20 protein-coding genes and 1 pseudogene are annotated in these 17,349 nt (G+C 69.9%); 7 read left to right on the top strand and 14 right to left on the bottom strand.

Annotation, left to right across the window (positions count from 1 at the left end):
- Nucleotides 1-176: 176 nt before the first annotated feature.
- The gene (locus L2Z93_RS06345) at nt 177-1,574 is read right to left on the bottom strand and encodes a glycine--tRNA ligase (RefSeq protein ID WP_090592643.1); all 1,398 of its coding nucleotides are present in this window, start codon (nt 1,572-1,574) and stop codon (nt 177-179) included.
- Between the two features lie 164 nt (nt 1,575-1,738).
- Between L2Z93_RS06345 and L2Z93_RS06340 the strand changes: the two genes are divergently transcribed.
- Together L2Z93_RS06340 and L2Z93_RS06335 are read left to right on the top strand one after the other, a co-directional pair.
- A complete protein-coding gene (locus L2Z93_RS06340) occupies nt 1,739-2,074 on the top strand; it encodes an ArsR/SmtB family transcription factor (protein WP_090592536.1) in 336 nt (111 codons plus the stop codon).
- Nucleotides 2,071-2,463 carry a Fur family transcriptional regulator gene (locus tag L2Z93_RS06335; protein ID WP_090592540.1) on the top strand — a complete coding sequence of 131 codons (393 nt, stop codon included), beginning with the start codon at nt 2,071-2,073 and terminating at the stop codon, nt 2,461-2,463. The genes L2Z93_RS06340 and L2Z93_RS06335 overlap by 4 nt, the downstream gene beginning before the upstream one ends.
- 92 nt (nt 2,464-2,555) lie before the next feature.
- Here L2Z93_RS06335 and L2Z93_RS06330 read toward each other — a convergent pair whose 3' ends face one another.
- Both L2Z93_RS06330 and L2Z93_RS06325 read right to left on the bottom strand, forming a co-directional pair.
- A complete protein-coding gene (locus L2Z93_RS06330; protein WP_090592544.1) occupies nt 2,556-2,945 on the bottom strand; it encodes a hypothetical protein in 390 nt (129 codons plus the stop codon).
- 2 nt (nt 2,946-2,947) lie between these two features.
- Complete coding sequence (locus L2Z93_RS06325) at nt 2,948-3,832, bottom strand: decaprenyl diphosphate synthase (RefSeq protein ID WP_090592548.1); 885 nt, start codon at nt 3,830-3,832, stop codon at nt 2,948-2,950.
- Between the two features lie 77 nt (nt 3,833-3,909).
- On the opposite strand from L2Z93_RS06325, the gene L2Z93_RS06320 reads away from it, so the two are divergent.
- A complete protein-coding gene (locus tag L2Z93_RS06320; RefSeq protein WP_128111916.1) occupies nt 3,910-4,389 on the top strand; it encodes a hypothetical protein in 480 nt (159 codons plus the stop codon).
- Between the two features lie 21 nt (nt 4,390-4,410).
- On the opposite strand, the gene recO is transcribed toward L2Z93_RS06320, so the two are convergent.
- Entirely contained in the window at nt 4,411-5,163 is a 753-nt protein-coding gene (gene recO / locus L2Z93_RS06315; protein WP_090592556.1) for a DNA repair protein RecO, read from the bottom strand.
- A gap of 96 nt (nt 5,164-5,259) precedes the next feature.
- On the opposite strand from recO, the gene L2Z93_RS06310 reads away from it, so the two are divergent.
- Nucleotides 5,260-6,675, top strand: a complete 1,416-nt coding sequence (locus tag L2Z93_RS06310) for an amidase (protein ID WP_090592559.1) — start codon at nt 5,260-5,262, stop codon at nt 6,673-6,675.
- Here L2Z93_RS06310 and era read toward each other — a convergent pair.
- The 4 genes from era to L2Z93_RS06290 are packed head-to-tail and all read right to left on the bottom strand — an operon-like array spanning nt 6,672 to nt 10,465.
- Nucleotides 6,672-7,583: a GTPase Era gene (gene era / locus L2Z93_RS06305; protein ID WP_090592563.1), complete on the bottom strand. Its 912-nt coding sequence runs from the start codon at nt 7,581-7,583 to the stop codon at nt 6,672-6,674. The two genes, L2Z93_RS06310 and era, sit on opposite strands and share 4 nt — an antisense overlap.
- Nucleotides 7,576-8,886, bottom strand: coding sequence for a hemolysin family protein (locus tag L2Z93_RS06300; protein ID WP_090592567.1), 1,311 nt, complete (start codon nt 8,884-8,886; stop codon nt 7,576-7,578). The genes era and L2Z93_RS06300 overlap by 8 nt, the downstream gene beginning before the upstream one ends.
- Entirely contained in the window at nt 8,883-9,431 is a 549-nt protein-coding gene (gene ybeY, locus L2Z93_RS06295) for an rRNA maturation RNase YbeY (RefSeq protein WP_090592571.1), read from the bottom strand. The genes L2Z93_RS06300 and ybeY overlap by 4 nt, the downstream gene beginning before the upstream one ends.
- On the bottom strand, nt 9,428-10,465 hold the full coding sequence (locus L2Z93_RS06290; RefSeq protein ID WP_234786244.1) for a PhoH family protein: 1,038 nt from the start codon (nt 10,463-10,465) through the stop codon (nt 9,428-9,430). The genes ybeY and L2Z93_RS06290 overlap by 4 nt, the downstream gene beginning before the upstream one ends.
- A gap of 161 nt (nt 10,466-10,626) precedes the next feature.
- On the opposite strand from L2Z93_RS06290, the pseudogene L2Z93_RS06285 reads away from it, so the two are divergent.
- Nucleotides 10,627-10,776 (top strand): annotated as a pseudogene (locus L2Z93_RS06285) (type II toxin-antitoxin system VapB family antitoxin); the annotation flags it as partial.
- Nucleotides 10,777-10,859: 83 nt separating this feature from the next.
- On the top strand, nt 10,860-11,252 hold the full coding sequence (locus L2Z93_RS06280; protein WP_324611376.1) for a PIN domain-containing protein: 393 nt from the start codon (nt 10,860-10,862) through the stop codon (nt 11,250-11,252).
- Here the strand turns inward: L2Z93_RS06280 and L2Z93_RS06275 are convergent.
- The 4 genes from L2Z93_RS06275 to L2Z93_RS06260 are packed head-to-tail and all read right to left on the bottom strand — an operon-like array spanning nt 11,249 to nt 15,352.
- Nucleotides 11,249-12,007: a 16S rRNA (uracil(1498)-N(3))-methyltransferase gene (locus L2Z93_RS06275; protein ID WP_090592586.1), complete on the bottom strand. Its 759-nt coding sequence runs from the start codon at nt 12,005-12,007 to the stop codon at nt 11,249-11,251. The two genes, L2Z93_RS06280 and L2Z93_RS06275, sit on opposite strands and share 4 nt — an antisense overlap.
- Before the next feature lie 3 nt (nt 12,008-12,010).
- A complete protein-coding gene (gene dnaJ / locus L2Z93_RS06270; RefSeq protein WP_090592590.1) occupies nt 12,011-13,165 on the bottom strand; it encodes a molecular chaperone DnaJ in 1,155 nt (384 codons plus the stop codon).
- A gap of 42 nt (nt 13,166-13,207) precedes the next feature.
- Nucleotides 13,208-14,263, bottom strand: coding sequence for a heat-inducible transcriptional repressor HrcA (hrcA, locus tag L2Z93_RS06265; protein WP_090592594.1), 1,056 nt, complete (start codon nt 14,261-14,263; stop codon nt 13,208-13,210).
- A 36-nt stretch (nt 14,264-14,299) separates the two neighbouring features.
- Nucleotides 14,300-15,352, bottom strand: a complete 1,053-nt coding sequence (locus L2Z93_RS06260; RefSeq protein WP_090592598.1) for an NAD(P)-dependent alcohol dehydrogenase — start codon at nt 15,350-15,352, stop codon at nt 14,300-14,302.
- Nucleotides 15,353-15,494: 142 nt separating this feature from the next.
- Here L2Z93_RS06260 and L2Z93_RS06255 point away from each other — a divergent pair, with 142 nt between their 5' ends.
- Nucleotides 15,495-15,845, top strand: a complete 351-nt coding sequence (locus L2Z93_RS06255; RefSeq protein ID WP_090592601.1) for a type II toxin-antitoxin system VapB family antitoxin — start codon at nt 15,495-15,497, stop codon at nt 15,843-15,845.
- A gap of 2 nt (nt 15,846-15,847) precedes the next feature.
- Here L2Z93_RS06255 and L2Z93_RS06250 read toward each other — a convergent pair whose 3' ends face one another.
- Both L2Z93_RS06250 and mbtG read right to left on the bottom strand, forming a co-directional pair.
- Nucleotides 15,848-16,060, bottom strand: a complete 213-nt coding sequence (locus L2Z93_RS06250) for an MbtH family protein (RefSeq protein ID WP_090592605.1) — start codon at nt 16,058-16,060, stop codon at nt 15,848-15,850.
- A complete protein-coding gene (gene mbtG / locus L2Z93_RS06245) occupies nt 16,038-17,345 on the bottom strand; it encodes an NADPH-dependent L-lysine N(6)-monooxygenase MbtG (protein WP_090592609.1) in 1,308 nt (435 codons plus the stop codon). The genes L2Z93_RS06250 and mbtG overlap by 23 nt, the downstream gene beginning before the upstream one ends.
- Nucleotides 17,346-17,349: the final 4 nt, after the last annotated feature.

Raw genomic sequence — 17,349 nt, 5'->3', positions numbered from 1 at the left:
CGCTCATAGGCGGACAAACGGCGAAGCGCTTCTCGCTAGGTGCGGCTGGGACCCCTGAGACGCCAGGGACTTGTGAGACGAGCGCAGATGTCCAGGACAGCACGGACCCCTGCGCAGCCGGGATTCGGGGCGGGCGGAACTCCGGATTCCCCGGACCCTCCGTGCTCCCAGCCTCCTCAGCAGCCCTTGAGCCGAACGGCCAGGTAGTCCGAAACCTCCGACAACGCCACCCGCTCCTGGGACATGGTGTCGCGCTCGCGGATGGTCACCGCGTGGTCTTCCAGCGTGTCGAAGTCCACCGTCACGCAGAACGGGGTGCCGATCTCGTCCTGACGACGGTAGCGACGGCCGATCGCGCTGGCGTCGTCGAACTCGATGTTCCAGTTCTGCCGCAGCTCGGCGGCCAGATCGCGGGCCTTCGGCGACAGCTCGGCGTTGCGCGAAAGCGGCAGCACCGCGGCCTTGACCGGGGCCAGCCGCGGATCCAGCCGCAGCACCGTGCGCTTGTCGACGCCGCCCTTGGCGTTGGGCGCCTCGTCCTCGTGGTACGCGTCGACCAGGAACGCCATGAACGACCGGGTCAGGCCGGCTGCCGGTTCGATCACGTACGGCACGTAGCGAGTGTCGGCGGCCTGGTCGTAAAACGACAGGTCGGCGCCGGAATGCTTGGAGTGCGTCGACAGGTCGAAGTTCGTCCGGTTGGCGATGCCCTCCAACTCACCCCAGCCGCTGCCGGAGAAGCCGAACTTGTACTCGATGTCCACGGTGCCGTCGGAGTAGTGCGACAGCTTCTCCTTGGGGTGGTCGTACAGCCGCAGGTTCTCCGGATTGATGCCCAGGTCGATGTACCACTGCCGACGGGTCTCGATCCAGTACTTGTGCCACTCCGGCGCCGTCGACGGCTCGACGAAGAACTCCATCTCCATCTGCTCGAACTCGCGGGTGCGGAAGATGAAGTTGCCCGGGGTGATCTCGTTGCGGAAACTCTTGCCGATCTGGGCGATGCCGAACGGCGGCTTCTTGCGCGAGGTGGTCACCACATTGGCGAAGTTGACGAAGATGCCCTGCGCGGTCTCCGGGCGCAGATAGTGCATGCCTTCCTCGGACTCGATCGGCCCGAGGTAGGTCTTGAGCATCATGTTGAATTCGCGCGGCTCGGTCCACTGGCCCTTGGCCCCGCAGTCCGGGCAGACGATCTCGGTCATCGACACCTGATCGGGGTCGGTGATGCCCTCCTTGGCGCCCTTGCGGGCGACGTACGCCTCCTGCATGTGGTCCTGGCGGTGCCGCTTGTGGCAGTTCAGGCACTCGACGAGCGGATCGTTGAAGACCTCGACGTGGCCGGAGGCCACCCACACCTCACGCGGCAGGATGATCGAGGAATCCAGGCCGACGACGTCGTCGCGGCTGGTCACCATGGACCGCCACCACTGCTTCTTGACGTTCTCCTTGAGCTCCACACCCAATGGCCCGTAGTCCCAGGCGGACTTCGTGCCGCCGTAGATCTCCCCGGACGGGTAGACCAGGCCGCGGCGCTTGGCCAGGTTGACGACGGTATCGATGACGGACGCCATGGCGCTCGGCACTCCTTAATGGGGGGAAGGCAACCCGATCAGCCTAGACGGTTGAGCCCTTGCGACTCGCACGGGACGGCACGCGGCCACCCGATGACATGCGCGGTCCTGCATATTTCGGGTAAGCTGAAAATCGTTTCCATTTACGAGGAGCGTGGAGGGCCGTGATCAGCACCACCGACGACGAACTCACGCCGGCCACCGGTCTGCCCGACCCGGCCCTGCTGGAGGCCGCCGGCAACCTGCTGCGGGCCCTGGCCGCGCCGCTGCGGATCGCGATCGTGCTGCAACTGCAGGACACCCCCCGCCGGGTGCACGAACTGGTCGACGCCGTCGGGGTCCCCCAACCGCTGGTCAGCCAGCACCTGCGGGTGCTGCGCGCGGCCGGTGTGGTGGCCGCGCAGCGCTCCGGGCGCGAGATGGTCTACCGCCTCGTCGACCACCACCTGGCCCATATCGTGGCCGACGCCGTCGCCCACGCCGGAGAGGACCACCCGTGACCGAAGTCAAAGCCACCCGGTCGACCCGCCAGCGGGCGGCCATCACCGACCTGCTCGACAGCGTGTCGGAGTTCCGCTCCGCCCAGGAGCTGCACGACGAACTTCGCCGCCGCGGCGAGAACATCGGTCTGACCACCGTCTACCGCACCCTGCAGACCATGGCGGCCGCCAACCAGGTCGACACCTTGCGCACCGACAACGGCGAATCGGTGTACCGGGTCTGCTCCGGCCCGCACCATCACCATCACCTGGTCTGCCGCAGCTGCGGCGCGACGGTGGAGGTCGACGGCCCGGCGGTGGAGACCTGGGCCTCCGAAGTCGCTGCGGCACATGGCTTTTCCGATGTCAGCCACACCATCGAGATCTTCGGGACGTGCCCGGCCTGCTGACGATCAAGCGGCGAGGAACGAGCCGCGATGAGGAAGCAGGCCAATCAGACAGAGCCTGCTGACGATCAAGCGGGCCAATCAGACAAAGCCTGCTAGGAGAGCAATTCGGCCCTGATGTCGGCCCCGGTGGCCAGCACCATCAGCACCAGCGTCCGCAGCGCGTCATCGGAGAGCCCGGTGCCGGGAAAGTTGTAGCGCAGCATCACGTCGGCGACGTTGTCGTCGCGGTCGACCAGCGTGACCGTGCCCAGCATGGTGGCCGCCGCGTGCCGGAGAACCACCTCCCGGGTGGCGTCGTCGCCGGGCAGGTCCCAGGCCAGCGGCTGGTTGAGCGACACGATTTCCAGGTCGTCGGCCAGCGGCACCACCCGCACCGAGGCGACCGAACCGGCGGTGGCCACCGTCAGCGCCCCGTCGGCCTCCACCGTCACGGTCGCCGCGTCCTGCAACGCCGAGGCCAGCCGGGCCAGCAGGTCCGGCATGCTCAGGCCCGGCCGAATCGCCGGTTGCGGTGCACGTACTCCTCGCAGGCCGCCCACAGGTCGCGGCGGTCGTAGTCCGGCCACAGCTTGTCCTGGAACACGTACTCGGCGTACGCGGACTGCCACAGCAGGAAGTTGCTGGCCCGCTGTTCGCCGGAGGTGCGGATGAACAGGTCCACGTCGGGGATGTCGGGGCGGATCAGGTGCTGGGCGACGGTGTCCTCGTCGACCCGCTCCGGGTTGATCAGACCGTCGGCGGCCAGCCGGGCGATGGTGCGCGCCGACTCGGCGATCTCGGTGCGACCGCCGTAGTTCACGCAGTAGTTGACGGTGATCGTGTCGTTGGTCAGCGTCATGTTCTCGGCGATGTCGAATTCCTTCATCACGCTGCGCCACATCCGGGATCGGGAGCCGACCCAGCGCATTTTCACGCCCATGATGTCCAGCGCCACCCGGCGGCGTCGCACCACCTCGCGGTTGAAGCCCATCAGGAATCGGACCTCGTCGGTGGAACGACGCCAGTTCTCGGTCGAGAACGCGTACACCGACAGGTGTTTGATGCCCAGCTCGATGGCGCCGCAGGTGATGTCGATGAGCACCGCCTCGCCCATCTTGTGGCCCTCGGTGCGGCTCAGGCCGCGCTGCTGGGCCCACCGGCCGTTGCCGTCCATCACCACCGCCACGTGATTGGGCAGCTGGTCGGCCGGGATCAGCGGCGCGGCGGCCTTGGACGGGTGCTGCGGCGGGCGCAGCGGGCCGCCGCCGGGGACCGGCGGAAGCTCCGGGAACACCACCGGCCAACTGGAGGTGTCCGGGAACACCGGATAGTCCTCAGGCGCCGGCGGCAGCTGCGGAAACTCCGATCCCCGGTCCCGTTTCAATGCCATGGGCCATATCCTGCCCGACCGGTCCGCCGATCGGGTGCGCGGCCCGGGAGATCCCCGGACGCCTCTAAAGTCGTGCCATGTCCGACACGGGGGCGCCGGAGTGGAGCGAGGTCCACCTGACGAGTCGCCGCAGTGCGGCGGCCCAGCGCGTGTTCGCGATGCTGTTGGGCGCGTTCGGCCTGGTCGCCGCGGGGACTGCCCTGGTGGTGATCCCGAACGTGTGGGCGGTGGCGGCGATGCTGCTGTTCTGCGTGTTCATCGTGATCATCGGCGTGGCCCTGTGGGTCGACGCCGGCGAGAAGGAAACCGGCACCGTCGCGCTGCTCAAGGCCGGGGCGTCGCACACACTCCCGGTGCTCTCGGCCGAGAAGATCCACGACGAAGAGTTGAAACTCCAGCTCTGGGTGCGCCTGCCGAACGACGAGGTGGCGCCGCACCGGTGCGGTGACGCGGCGTGCCGGAAAGCCGCGCGTGCGGCCCCGAACTCCGAGCTCCCCGCCATCGCCGATCCGGCGGGCAGGGCGTGGGCCGTCGTGCACGGCCCCGTCGACTGCTGACGGCGCGTGCCGGGCGCCGCCTCAGCCCGCGCTGTGCTCGACCGGGGTTCGCTCCACCAGCGGCAGGGTGCGCAGCTTGCGCTCCAGATGCCACTGCAACTGCGCGGCCACCAAACCGCTGGCCTGGCTGCGGTGCGAAGCGGTGGCCCGTTCGGCAGTCGGCCAGTCCCCGTCGTGCAGCGCTGACATCAGCTCCAGCACCTGCTGCGGCGGGGTCATCGAGCCCGACGGCCGGCAGTGCACGCAGACGCTGCCACCGGCGCCGATGTGGAACGCCCGGTGCGGGCCCGGGGTGGCGCAGCGGGCGCATTCGGTCAGCGCCAGCGCCCACCCGGCGATCGACATGGCCCGCAGCAGGTAGGCGTCGAGCACCAGATCCCGGGGCCGGGACCCGTCGGACACCGCGCGCAGCGCGCCGACGGTCAGTTGGTGCAGCGCCCGCGCGGGGGCGCGCTCCTCGCCGGCGAGGCGCTCGGCGGTCTCCAGGACCGCGCAGGCGCAGGTGTAGCGGCCGTAGTCGCTGACGATGCCGGTGGCGAACGCGTCGATGGCCTGCACCTGGGTGACGATGTCCAGGTTGCGGCCGCGGTGCAGCTGCACGTCGATGTGGGCGAACGGCTCCAGCCGCGCCCCGAACTTGCTACGGGTGCGCCGCACCCCCTTGGCCACCGCGCGGACCAGGCCGTTGTCGCGGGTCAGCAGGGTCACGATGCGGTCGGCCTCGCCGAGCTTGTGCTGGCGCAGCACCACCGCCCGGTCCCGATACAGCCGCATGGGGACACAGTCTGGCGCCGGGCGCCGACAATCTCCGGGACGCGCGCCGCGAGCGGACCGGACAACCCGGCGCAAGTGGCTAGGCTTACAGCCAGTATGGCCACATCGCGCTTCCCCACCGTTCACGAACAGCTGTATCAACTGGCCAGCGGCCAGGCCACCGCCGTCACCCTGACCCGCCGGGCGCTGACCGCCATCGAGGCCAGCCAACCCACCCTGAACGCGTTCCGGGTGGTGCTGACCGACCGGGCCCTGACCGAGGCGGCCGCGGCCGACCGTCGCCGCGCCGCCGGGGAACAGGCCCCGCTGCTGGGCATTCCGATCGCCATCAAGGACGACGTGGACCTGGCCGGGGTGCCGACCGCGTTCGGCACCGAGGGGTGGGTCCCGCCGGCGGTCGCCGACTGCGAGCTGGTGCGCCGGCTGCGCTCGGCCGGCGCGGTGATCGTCGGCAAGACCAACACCTGCGAGCTCGGTCAGTGGCCGTTCACCAGCGGGCCCGGATTCGGGCACACCCGCAACCCGTGGAGCCGCCACCACACCCCCGGCGGGTCCTCCGGCGGAGCGTCTGCGGCGGTGGCCGCCGGGCTGGTCGCCGCCGCGATCGGCTCCGACGGCGCCGGCAGCGTGCGGATCCCGGCGGCCTGGACCAACCTGGTCGGCATCAAACCGCAGCGCGGCCGGATCTCCACCTGGCCGCTGCCGGACACCTTCAACGGCATCACCGTCAACGGGGTGCTGGCCCGCACCGTCGCCGACGCCGCGCTGGTCCTGGACGCGATCTCCGGCAGCGCCGACGGCGACATCCACCGCCCCGAACCGGTCGCCGTCTATGACGCGCTGTCCCAGGATCCCGGCCGGCTCAAGATCGCGGTGTCCACCCGCTTCCCGTACACGGCGTTCCCGGCGAAGCTGCACCCGGAGATCCGCGACGCGCTGGACCGGGTGGCCGGCCAGCTCGACGAACTCGGGCACACCACGGTGGTGGGCAACCCGGATTACGGGCTGCGGCTGGGCTGGAACTTCCTGGCCCGCTCCACCGCCGGCATCGTGGCCTGGCAGTCGCGGATCGGCGACGGGGTGAATCTGGACCCGCGGACCAAATCGAACATGCGGGTGGGCCGGCTGCTGTCACAGCGGGTGCTGGACCGGGCCCGCCGCGAGGAGGCCGCCTCGCGGCGGCGGGTCGGCCGGATCTTCGACCTGGTCGACGTGGTGCTGGCCCCGACCACCGCGCTGCCCCCGCCGAAGGTGACCGCGTTCGACAAACTCGGCCCGACGGCCACCGACCGCGCCATCGTCGCCGCCTGCCCGGGCTGCTGGCCGTGGAACGCGCTGGGCTGGCCGTCGATCAACATCCCGGCCGGGTTCACCTCCGACGGACTGCCGATCGGGGTGCAGTTGATGGGGCCGGCGAACAGCGAGCCGCTGCTGGCGTCGCTGGCCGGGGCCCTGGAGTTGGTCAGTGGCTGGAGTTCCCGGGTCCCCGACCCGTGGTGGGAAGAGGGCTAAAACCCCAGCCGGCCGAGCTGTTTGGGGTCCCGCTGCCAGTTCTTGGCGACCTTGACCCGCAGGTCCAGGTACACCTTGGAGCCCAGCAGCTTCTCGATCTGGCCGCGCGCGGACGCTCCGACCTCGCGGAGCCGCGAACCGCCCTTGCCGATCACGATGCCCTTCTGGCTGTCGCGTTCGACGTAGATGATGGCGTGCACGTCGACCAGGGCCTGGTCTTCTGCGCGGCCCGGCCGCTCCTCGACGTCCTCGATGACGACGGCCAGCGAGTGCGGCAGCTCGTCGCGCACACCCTCCAGGGCGGCTTCCCGGATGAACTCGGCCATCAGGGTTTCCTCGGGCTCGTCGGTGAGCTCCCCGTCGGGGTAGAACGCCGGCCCCGGCGGAAGTTTGGCGGCCAGCACGTCGATCACCACGTCGACCTGTTCGCCGGTGGTCGCCGACACCGGCACGATCTCGGCGGCCTGCTCCCCGAATTCCTCTGCCACCGAAGCCAATTGGGCGATCACCCGGTCCTTGGACACCTTGTCGATCTTGGTGACCAGCACCACCAGCGGGGTTCGCGGGGCGACGTCGCGCAGCTGTTGGTAGATCCAGCGGTCACCGGGGCCGATCGGCTCGTCGGCCGGGACGCACATCCCGATCACGTCCACCTCGGAATAGGTGTCGCGGACCAGGTCGTTGAGCCGCTTGCCCAGCAGCGTGCGCGGCCGGTGCAGCCCGGGGGTGTCCACCAGGATGATCTGGAAGTTCTCCCGGTGCACGATGCCGCGGATCGTGTGCCTCGTGGTCTGCGGCCGGTTCGAGGTGATGGCGACCTTCGCCCCGACCAGCGCGTTGGTCAGCGTCGACTTGCCGGTGTTGGGCCGGCCCACCAAACACACGAAACCGGAATGGAATTCAGTCACGCTCGGCCCCGTCGTTGTCTTCGTCAGGTTCGGGCAGCCGGTCCACCTTGACGGTGTTGATCCGCATCCGGCCGCGGTGGTCCCGGCGGCCTTCGGCGCGCATCCGCAGGCCGTGGCTGATCACCTCGGCGCCGGGCAGCGGCACCCGGCCCAGGTCGACGGCCAGCAGCCCGCCGACGGTGTCCACCGACTCGGCGAGGTCCTCGTCGAACTCCAGGCCGAACAGCTCGCCGAGGTCGTCGATCGGCAGCCGCGCCGACACCCGGTAGGAGCCTTCGGCGATCTCCTGCACCGGAGCGACCTCGTCGGCGTCGTACTCGTCGTTGATCTCGCCGACGATCTCCTCCAGCACGTCCTCGATGGTGACCAGGCCGGCGATGGCGCCGTACTCGTCGACCAGCAGCGCCATGTGGTTGCGGTTGCGCTGCATGTCGCGCAGCAGGGCGTCCAGCGGTTTGGTGTCCGGCACGAACACCGCGGGCCGCATCACCGCGGCGACGTTGGTGCCGCGGCCGCCGTCGGTGGCGGTGTAGGTCTGCTCAACGAGGTCCTTGAGATAGACCACGCCCAGGATGTCGTCGACGTTCTCGCCGATCACCGGGATGCGGGAATGCCCGGAGCGCACCGCCAGAGAGGTGGCCTGGCCGGCGCTCTTGTCCTGCTCGATCCACACCATCTCGGTGCGCGGCACCATCACCTCGCGGGCGACGGTGTCACCGAGTTCGAAGACGGACTGGATCATCCGGCGTTCGTCGTCGGCGACGACGCCGCGCTGCTGGGCGAGGTCGACGACCTCACGCAGCTCGGTCTCCGAGGCGAACGGGCCGTTGCGGTAGCCGCGGCCCGGTGTCACCGCGTTGCCGAGTAGCACCAGCAGCCGGCTGATCGGCATCAGCAGCACCGAGATCGCCTGCAGCCCAACCGCAGACATCAAGGCGATGGTGTAGGCGTTCTGCCGGCCGACGGTGCGGGGGCCGACCCCGACCAGCACGAAGCTGGTCACCACCATGATCACCGCCGCGACCAGCAACGCCTTGGAGAAAGACATGTGCTGGGCCAGGTAGGCCACCAGCAGCACGGTGGCGGTGATCTCGCAGACGATGCGCAGCAGCACCACCAGGCTGATGTAGCGGGGCCGGTCGGCGACGACGGCGGCCAGCCGGACGGCGCCGGGCCGCTCGTCGCGGACCATTTCGGCGACGCGGGCCACCGACACCGTGGAGATGGCGGCGTCGATCGCGGAGAACAGGCCGCCCAGGGCGATCAGGGCGATCGCGCCGAGCAGCGGCGTCAGGCCGCTCACAGGCTGTCGGGGTGGTTGTGGAAATCGCTGGTGCGATCCAGCAGGTGCCGGTCCCGCTCCCCCTGCCGGGTGCGGTGATAGAGCGCCGCCTGGTCGTCGTACCAGTCGGCGAGCAGTTGGCGTTGCAGGCCGAACATCTCCTTCTCCTCGTCCGGCTCGGCATGGTCGTAGCCGAGCAGGTGCAGCACGCCGTGCACGGTGAGCAGAGCCAACTCGTGGGCCAGCGGGTGGCCGGCGGCCTTGGCCTGTTCGGCGGCGAACTGCGGGCACAGCACGATGTCACCCAGCATGGACGGGCTCGGGTCGGCGGCGTCGGGCCGCCCGCCCGGCTCCAACTCGTCCATCGGGAAGCTCATCACATCCGTCGGTCCGGGCAGGTCCATCCAGCGCACGTGCAGATCAGCCATCGCCTCGAGGTCCAGCAGGATCATCGACAGTTCGGCGGCCGGGTTGACATCCATCTGGGCGATGACGAACCGGGCGACGCTGATCAGCTCCTCCTCGCTGACGTCGACGCCGGACTCGTTGGACACCTCGATGCTCACGATCGCGCCTCCCGAGTGTTCCTGGGCTGCCGGCGACGCTGCCCGCGGTTGGCCGGGGTGGGGCCTTCGGCGCGGGCGTAGGCGTCGACGATGTCGGAGACCAGGCTGTGCCGGACCACGTCGGCACTGGTCAGCTGGGCGAAATGGATGTCGTCGATGCCGTCGAGGATATCCATGGCCGCGCCCAGGCCGGAACGCGCCCCACCGGGCAGGTCCACCTGAGTGATGTCGCCGGTGACGACGATCTTGGAGCCGAAGCCCAGCCGGGTGAGGAACATCTTCATCTGTTCGGCGGTGGTGTTCTGCGCCTCGTCGAGGATGATGAACGCGTCATTGAGCGAGCGGCCGCGCATGTACGCCAGCGGGGCCACCTCGATCACCCCGGCGCTCATCAGCTTCGGGATGGCCTCGGCGTCCATCATGTCGTGCAGCGCGTCGTACAGCGGCCGCAGGTAGGGGTCGATCTTCTCGCTCAGCGTGCCGGGCAAAAAGCCCAGGCGCTCGCCGGCCTCCACCGCGGGGCGGGTCAGGATGATCCGGTTGACCTGCTTGGACCGCAGCGCGTTCACGGCCTTGGCCATCGCCAGGTATGTCTTGCCGGTGCCGGCCGGCCCGATGCCGAAGACGATGGTGTGCGCGTCGATGGCGTCGACGTAGTGCTTCTGGTTCAGCGTCTTGGGCCGGATGGTCTTGCCGCGCCGGGACAGGATGTCCAGGCTCAACACTTCGGCCGGGGAGGTGTCGCCGGGGGCGGTGACCATCCCAACGCTGCGGCGCACCGCGTCCGGGGTGAGCGGGTTCCCACCGGCGACCAGGGCGATCAGCTCGGTGATCACCCGGTCTGCCAGGGCCACATCCGCCGGAGACCCGGTGACGGTCACCGTGTTGCCGCGAACGTGCAGTTCGGCGACCAGCGCCTGCTCCAGGGCGAGCAGATTCTCATCATGGGAGCCCAACAGGCCCACGACGAGGTCGGACGGTACTTCGATGGTGCTGCGCACCGACGGGCCGGGCGCGGGATCGCGGGACGTCACGTGGGGTTTTATGCCTGCCTGTTGGGTTGTCCGGACGGGCCCATTCTACCGTCGGCGCCCGACACGGCAGCCTGGTCAGGATCAGAACGCGTCGAGCCTTCCCCAGCCGATGTTGATCATGTTGGTAAACTCACAACATCACCAACATAGGAGGTGCGGAGATGTCCGTGACCCAGGTTGACCTCGATGACGATGCCCTCGCGGCCGTGATGAGCATTGCCGGCGTGCATACGAAGAAGGAAGCGGTGAACCTCGCCTTGCGCGCCTACGCCGAGCAGCACCGACGCATCGCCGCATTGGCGACGTCTCAGCACCAGGCGCAGAACTGGGACTACGACGGTTGGCTGCAGGTGCGGGCCGACGAGAAGACCGCCGGGGCGTGAGGCACTTCCTGGTGGACTCGTCCGCGGTGTGGCGCATCCAGCGCCAGCCGGAGCGCGTCGAGCGGTGGCGGCCGGTGTTGATCGCCGGCGCGATCGGCTCGTGCGAACCACAGCGTGCCGAGTTTCGGCGGTCGGCGCGCAACGCCGACGAGTTCACCCAGATGAACCAGATGTTCACCGAGGTATATCCCGACGTGCCGGTGCCCAAGCGCGTATGGCAATGGATCGACTCCGCGCAGTATCGGCTCGCGGCAGCCGGAGCTGCGCGCGCGCTATCGGTCGTTGATCTGTTGGTTTGCGCCACCGCCGCGACACAGGGCCTGGTGGTTCTGCACGACGACGCCGACTACGAACTTGCGGCACGCCATCTGCCCGACGTTCGGGCGCAACGAATCGTCGACTAGAAGCCGGACTCCTCGGCCTGCTCCCAGCGTGAGGTCAGCACACCCAACGCGCCCAAGGCGACGGCGGCAGCGGTAGAGGTGCGCAGCACGGTGGGGCCCAGCCGCACCGGGTGCGCGCCGGCGGCGATCAGCGCGTCCAGTTCCTCGGCGCCGATGCCGCCCTCCGGGCCGACGATCAGCGTGATCTCCGACGCGGCGCCGGGATCCAGCTGCGCCAGCGGGACGGCGGCGTCCTCGTGCAGGACCAGCGTCAACCCGGCGCCGCCGGAGATCTGGCGGGTCAGCTCGGCGGTCCCCAGCACACCGGACACGACGGGAATGTGCGCGCGGCGGGACTGCCGGGCGGCCGAGCGGGCCACCGCCGACCAGCGCCGCAGCCCCTTCTCCGCGCGCGGGCCGTCCCAGCGGGCCACACAGCGCGCCGCCTGCCAGGCCACGAACTCGTCGGCGCCGGCTTCGGTGGCCAGCTCGATGGCCAACTCGGAGCGCTCGGATTTGGGCAGCGCCTGCGCCACGGTCACCCGCGGCGTCGGCGCCGCGACGGACCGTCGGGCGTCCACCCGGGCGGTCAGCTCCTTCTTGGCGACCTCGACGACCTCGCAGTCGGCCAGCTCGCCGCTGCCGTCGCCGAGAACGATCTGCTCGCCGACCCGGATGCGGCGCACCGACGCGGCGTGGAAGCCCTCATCGCCGTCGAGCAGCACCAGCGCGCCGTGGTCGGGCAGCCCCGGAACGTAGAACAGCGGCCGGGACACCGCTCAGCGGCCGCTGAACGTTTCGCGCAGCCGGCTGAAGATGCCGCCGCCCTGCTCCGAGGCGCCACCGGAGCGCGCGGACTGCACCTGGGCGCGGTCTTGGCCGCGGTGATTGCGCAACTCGGTGAGCAGTTCGGTGTCGCGGGCGTCCAGCCGGGTGGGCACCACCACGTTGACGTGCGCGTGCAGGTCGCCGCGGACCCCGGAACGCAGATGCGGCATGCCGTGGCCGCGGACGGTGACCACCGCGCCGGGCTGGGTGCCCGGGGCCACCGTCAACTCGGTCGCCCCGTCCAAGATGGCCTCGACGGTCACCGTGGCGCCCAGCGCCGCGTCGGCCATCGGCACGTCGATGGTGCAGTGCAGGTCGTCGCCGTCGCGGATGAAGTGCTCGTGCGGCTTCTCGTGCACCTCGACGTACAGATCACCGGCCGGTCCGCCGCCGGGGCCGACCTCGCCCTGGGCGGCCAGCCGCACCCGCATTCCCTCACCGACGCCGGCGGGGATCTTCACGCTGATCTCGCGGCGGGCGCGGACCCGGCCGTCACCGCCGCAGTTGTCGCACGGGTCGAGGATGACCTCGCCGACGCCGCGGCAGGTCGGGCAGGGCCGCGAGGTCATCACCTGGCCGAGCAGGGAGCGCTGCACCGACTGCACCTCGCCGCGGCCGCCGCAGGTGTCACAAGTGCTGGGCCGGGAGTCGCCGTGGGTGCCGCGGCCCTGGCAGCCGTCGCACAGGATGGCGGTGTCGACGGTGACCTGCTTGGTCACCCCCGTCGCGCATTCGGTGAGGTCCAGGCGCAGCCGCAGCAGCGAGTCCGAGCCGGGCCGCACCCGGCCGATCGGGCCGCGGGCGGCCTGACCGCCACCGAAGAACGCCTCGAACACGTCACCGAGACCGCCGAAGCCACCGAACCCGCCCCCACCGCCGGCGGCGCCGTTCTCCAGCGGGTCGCCCCCGAGGTCGACGATGCGGCGCTTCTCCGGATCGCTGAGCACCTCGTAGGCGACCGAGATCTCCTTGAACATGGCCTGCGCCTTCTCGTCCGGGTTGACGTCGGGGTGCAGTTCCCGAGCCAGCCGGCGGTAGGCGCGTTTGAGTTCGGCGTCGCCGGCGTCCTTGCTCACGCCGAGTAGACCGTAGTAATCCCGTGCCACGCTATTTCTCCAGGTCTTCGCATTACCGAGGCGAGGCGGGCGCTATCGCGCGCCCAGCACCTCACCGATGTACAACGCAACCGCGGCGACGCTGGCCATGGTGCCCGGATAATCCATCCGGGTCGGACCGAGCACGCCCATGCCGCCGTAGACGGTGTCCATTGTGCCGTACGTGGTGGTCACCACCGACGTGCCGGCCATCTGCTCGGCGCCGGAGGCCACCTCGGTCTCATGCCCGATGCGGACCGTCACCTTGCCGAGCTCCTGCTGGGCGGCCAGCAGCTTGAGCACCACCACCTGTTCCTCGAGCGTTTCCAGCACGGCGTGCAGCGACCCGCCGAAATCCGCGGTGTTGGTGGTCAGGTTCGCCGTTCCGCCGGTGAACAGCCGCTCCTCGCGGTGCTCGACGAGGGTCTCCACCAGCACGGTGGCGGCCCGGCCGACGGCGTCGGCCAGCGGATTGCGGCCGCCGCCGGCCTCGGCGAGCTGGCCGGCCAGATCAGCGACCGCGATGGAGGCCGCCGACAGCCGTTTGCCGTCCAGCGCCTTGCACAGCAGCTCGCGCAGTTGGCCCAGCTGGGCGTCGTCGAGCGGGTTGCCGAGTTCGACGATGCGCTGGTCGACGCGGCCGGAGTCGGTGATCACCACCAGCAGCAGCCGGGCCGGGGTCAAGGCGACGACCTCGAGGTGCCGGACCGTCGACGCCGACAGGGTCGGGTATTGAACGACGGCGACCTGCCGGGTCAGTTGAGCCAGCAGCCGCGTGGCGCGGCGCAGCACATCATCGAGGTCGACGCCGGATTCCAGGAACTCCAGGATGGCGCTGCGCTCCGGGCTGGACATCGGTTTGACGTCGTCGAGCCGGTCGACGAACTCCCGGTAGCCCTTCTCGGTGGGCACCCGGCCCGAGCTGGTGTGCGGCTGGGCGATGTACCCCTCGGCTTCCAGCACCGCCATGTCGTTGCGGACGGTGGCGCTGGACACCCCGAGGTTGTGCCGTTCGACGAGGGTTTTGGAGCCGATCGGTTCGCGGGTGGCGACGAAGTCGGCCACGATCGCGCGCAGCACTTCGAAACGACGGTCGTCGGCGCTGCCCACCTCCGCACACCTCCCTCGTCACCGAACCCGACCAGTTTACTGGCGGGCCTGCGGGTTCTCGACGCGGCGGACACCGGGACGCACCACGCGTTTGAGTCCGCCGCTGGAGGCGTCGAGCGCGTCGACCACCTGCTCGATGCCGTAGACGTGGGTCACCAGCGAATCGAGGTCCACCTGGCCGGAGGCCACCAGCTCACGGGCGATCGGCCAGGTGTTGGTGTAGCGGAAGATCCCGGTGACGTTGAGCTCGCGCATCGCGATCTCCGGCACCTCGAACGGCACCACGTCGGCGCTGCCCACCAGCACCACCGTGCCGCCGGAGCGCAGCGACCGCACCCCGTTGAGGATCGCCGGGGTGGCGCCGGAGGCGTCGATGAACACGTGCGCGCCGAGGTCCTCGGTGGATTCGGCGGCCGGGTCGACCACCCGCGCCCCGAATTTGGCGGCCAGTTCCCGGCGCTCGGCGCTGATGTCGGCGACCACCACGTCGGCGGCGCCGAAGGCGCGGGCCACCTGCGCGGCGATGACGCCGATCGGGCCGCCGCCGGCGATCAGCACGGTGTCACCGATCTTGATGCCGCCCTTCTGCGCGGCGGCGATGCCGACCGACAGCGGCTCCATCAGGGCGGCGGCGTCGTCGCTGACGGCGTCGGGCACCTCGTAGGCGAAGTCGTCCTGGATCAGCACGTATTCGCAGAACGCGCCGTCAATCGGCGGGGTGGCGTAGAACGCCATCTTGGGGCACAGGTTGTAGGCGCCGGAGCGGCAGAAATCGCACACCCGGCAGGGCCGCTGCGGTTCGATGGACACCCGCTGGCCGATCCGCGCCGGGTCCACGTCCGCGCCGACCGCGACAATCCGGCCGCCGGCCTCGTGCCCGAGGATCAGCGGCTGCTCGACGACGTAGGGGCCGATGGCGCCGTGGGTGTAGTAGTGCGTGTCCGATCCGCAGACCCCGACGCTGGCCACCTGGATCAGCACCTCGTCCGGCGCGCAGCGCGGCACCGGCCGTTCCTCGAGGGTGATCTCGCCGACCTTCTGCAGCACGCTGGCGGTCATCGTCTCGGGAATGTCATAGGCGGTGGTCATGGCTCATCAGGGTACCGGCAAGTGACCTGGCCCACACCGGCTCGCGTGGCCCGCGGCCGGTTGTGGACCAACTGCCGCCGACGCCGAGCCGACCGCACTAATCTGGCCGGATGCCCACTCCAGACGCCGAAGCGGCCGGCCGATGATTTTCAAGGGAGTTCGCGAGGGCAAGCCCTATCCCGCGCACCAACTCGATCACCGGGACTGGGCGCGGATCCCGCCGCGGCAGGTGCGTCTCGACGAGATGGTGACCATCACCAAGGTGCTGGAACTGGACAAGCTGCTGTCGGAGGATTCCACCTTCTACGGCGATCTGTTTCCGCACGCGGTGCGCTGGAAGGGCGTGATCTACCTGGAGAGCGGACTGCACCGGGCGGTGCGGGCCGCGCTGCGGAACCGGACAGTGCTGCACGCCCGGGTGTTCGACATGGACGGTTCGGCTCCCCGGACGGGGCCGACCCCGTCGGCGCCGCCACCCCGTCCCGGCTGGTAGCGCTACGGGGCCAGCGACTCCCGCAGGCTGCGTGGACGGATGTCGGTCCAGTTGGTCTCCACATAGGACAGGCATTCGGCGCGGGAAGCCTCGCCGAAGACCGTCGTCCAGCCGGCCGGGATGTCCGCGAACGACGGCCACAGGCTGTGCTGTTCCTCGTCGTTGACCAGCACGTAGAAGGTGCCGTTCTCATCATCGAATGGGTTGACGCCCATGGCTTCTCCTTCGGTTGACGCTCGGTGGCCGCTGGCCCAGGTCTGCGCCGAGCACCCGGTCGGACAGCAGCCCCAAGCAGCTGAGGTTCGGGAAGCCGGGCCCCTGATTGAGCCCGGACAGGTTGGGCAGGAACAGTTTCGGCGCCAACTGCGCGACCGCCAGGTCGTAGCCGATCGACTCCTGCAGTCGATCGCCGGTCATCGGCCCGCCCAGGCTCAGCTCGATCATGTCCAGCGCGTCCTGACTGAACAGCTGGGTGAACCACAGTGCGTCGGCGCCGGATCCGTCGATCACCAGGTCGAATCCGTGCACGGTTTCCAGGGGTTCGCCGGCCCGGTCGCTGTGCAGCGTCACCCGGATCTGCTCGTCGCGGGCCACCGCGTGCGCGACGCGGCCACGCAGGTGCCGGATCCGGTCGTCGGCCAGCAATGAGTCCTGCACCCGCGCGGAGAACACGCCGCGGTCGGTGCGGGCGATGGCGTCGCGACGCTCGGCCGGGGTGAGGCCGGACCAGCCGGTCGGGTCGGAGAACAACGCGTTCTCGAAGTACCCCTCGCCTCGGGTGAACAGAGTGACCTGCGGGGAGATGACGGTGATGGTCGAAACGCGGTGCCCGAACAGCTCATTGAGGATCGCCGCGGCGGTCTCACCACCGCCGATCACCACCACCCGTTCGGCGCAGATCCGCTCGTGCGCGGCAGCCCGGTGCCAGAACTGGGCGATCGAGAGCACCCGCGGATTGCCGGGCAGGATCGAGCGTTCGGACTGACCGGGCCCGGTGACCATCAGGGCGTCGGCGCTGACGGAAGCGCCGCCGTGTTCGGATTCGGTGGCGAGTGCCCAGCGGTCGCCGTCGACGCCGATCTCGGTGACCTCGCCCGACAGCACGGTCATGCCGACCTGGTCGGCGACCCAACGCAGATACTGCGCCCACTTCCGGTGCGGCGGCGCGGGCCGGCCGCGGTCGACCCATTCGGCGAACTGCCCGGTCGAGACCAGGTGGGACTGCCAGCTGTAGCGCATCATGCGGGCGTCCAGATCGGCGTTGCGGCGCGGCGCGGCCGAGGACCGGTACGGGAAGCCGATGTCCTTCTCCGGGCCGGTGCCCAATCGGTGGTTGCCGTCGGTCCATCCACCGCCGGGCAGCCAGTTGGCCGCCACGCTGGTCCGTTCGACGGCGACGACCTCCGGGGTCGGGACGCCCATGCCGCGCAATGCGGCGGCCTTGGCGGCCACCGCGACGGCCTTGGGTCCGGCGCCGATAATCGCCAGCGTCGCGGTCATGACA

It is taken from the genome of Mycolicibacterium brumae (assembly GCF_025215495.1).
Classification (GTDB): Bacteria; Actinomycetota; Actinomycetes; order Mycobacteriales; family Mycobacteriaceae; genus Mycobacterium; species Mycobacterium brumae.
The sequence above is the reverse complement of the archived record's forward strand: the minus strand, read 5'-3'. Positions and strand labels throughout refer to the sequence as shown.

Coding starts and splice junctions, on each gene's coding strand:
- L2Z93_RS06345 (WP_090592643.1), bottom strand. CDS start 1,574: ATGGCGTCCGTCATCGATACCGTCGTCAACCTGGCCAAGCGCCGCGGC.
- L2Z93_RS06330 (WP_090592544.1), bottom strand. CDS start 2,945: ATGCCGGACCTGCTGGCCCGGCTGGCCTCGGCGTTGCAGGACGCGGCG.
- L2Z93_RS06325 (WP_090592548.1), bottom strand. CDS start 3,832: ATGGCATTGAAACGGGACCGGGGATCGGAGTTTCCGCAGCTGCCGCCG.
- L2Z93_RS06320 (WP_128111916.1), top strand. CDS start 3,910: ATGTCCGACACGGGGGCGCCGGAGTGGAGCGAGGTCCACCTGACGAGT.
- recO (WP_090592556.1), bottom strand. CDS start 5,163: ATGCGGCTGTATCGGGACCGGGCGGTGGTGCTGCGCCAGCACAAGCTC.
- L2Z93_RS06310 (WP_090592559.1), top strand. CDS start 5,260: ATGGCCACATCGCGCTTCCCCACCGTTCACGAACAGCTGTATCAACTG.
- L2Z93_RS06260 (WP_090592598.1), bottom strand. CDS start 15,352: ATGACCACCGCCTATGACATTCCCGAGACGATGACCGCCAGCGTGCTG.
- L2Z93_RS06255 (WP_090592601.1), top strand. CDS start 15,495: ATGATTTTCAAGGGAGTTCGCGAGGGCAAGCCCTATCCCGCGCACCAA.
- L2Z93_RS06250 (WP_090592605.1), bottom strand. CDS start 16,060: ATGGGCGTCAACCCATTCGATGATGAGAACGGCACCTTCTACGTGCTG.
- mbtG (WP_090592609.1), bottom strand. CDS start 17,345: ATGACCGCGACGCTGGCGATTATCGGCGCCGGACCCAAGGCCGTCGCG.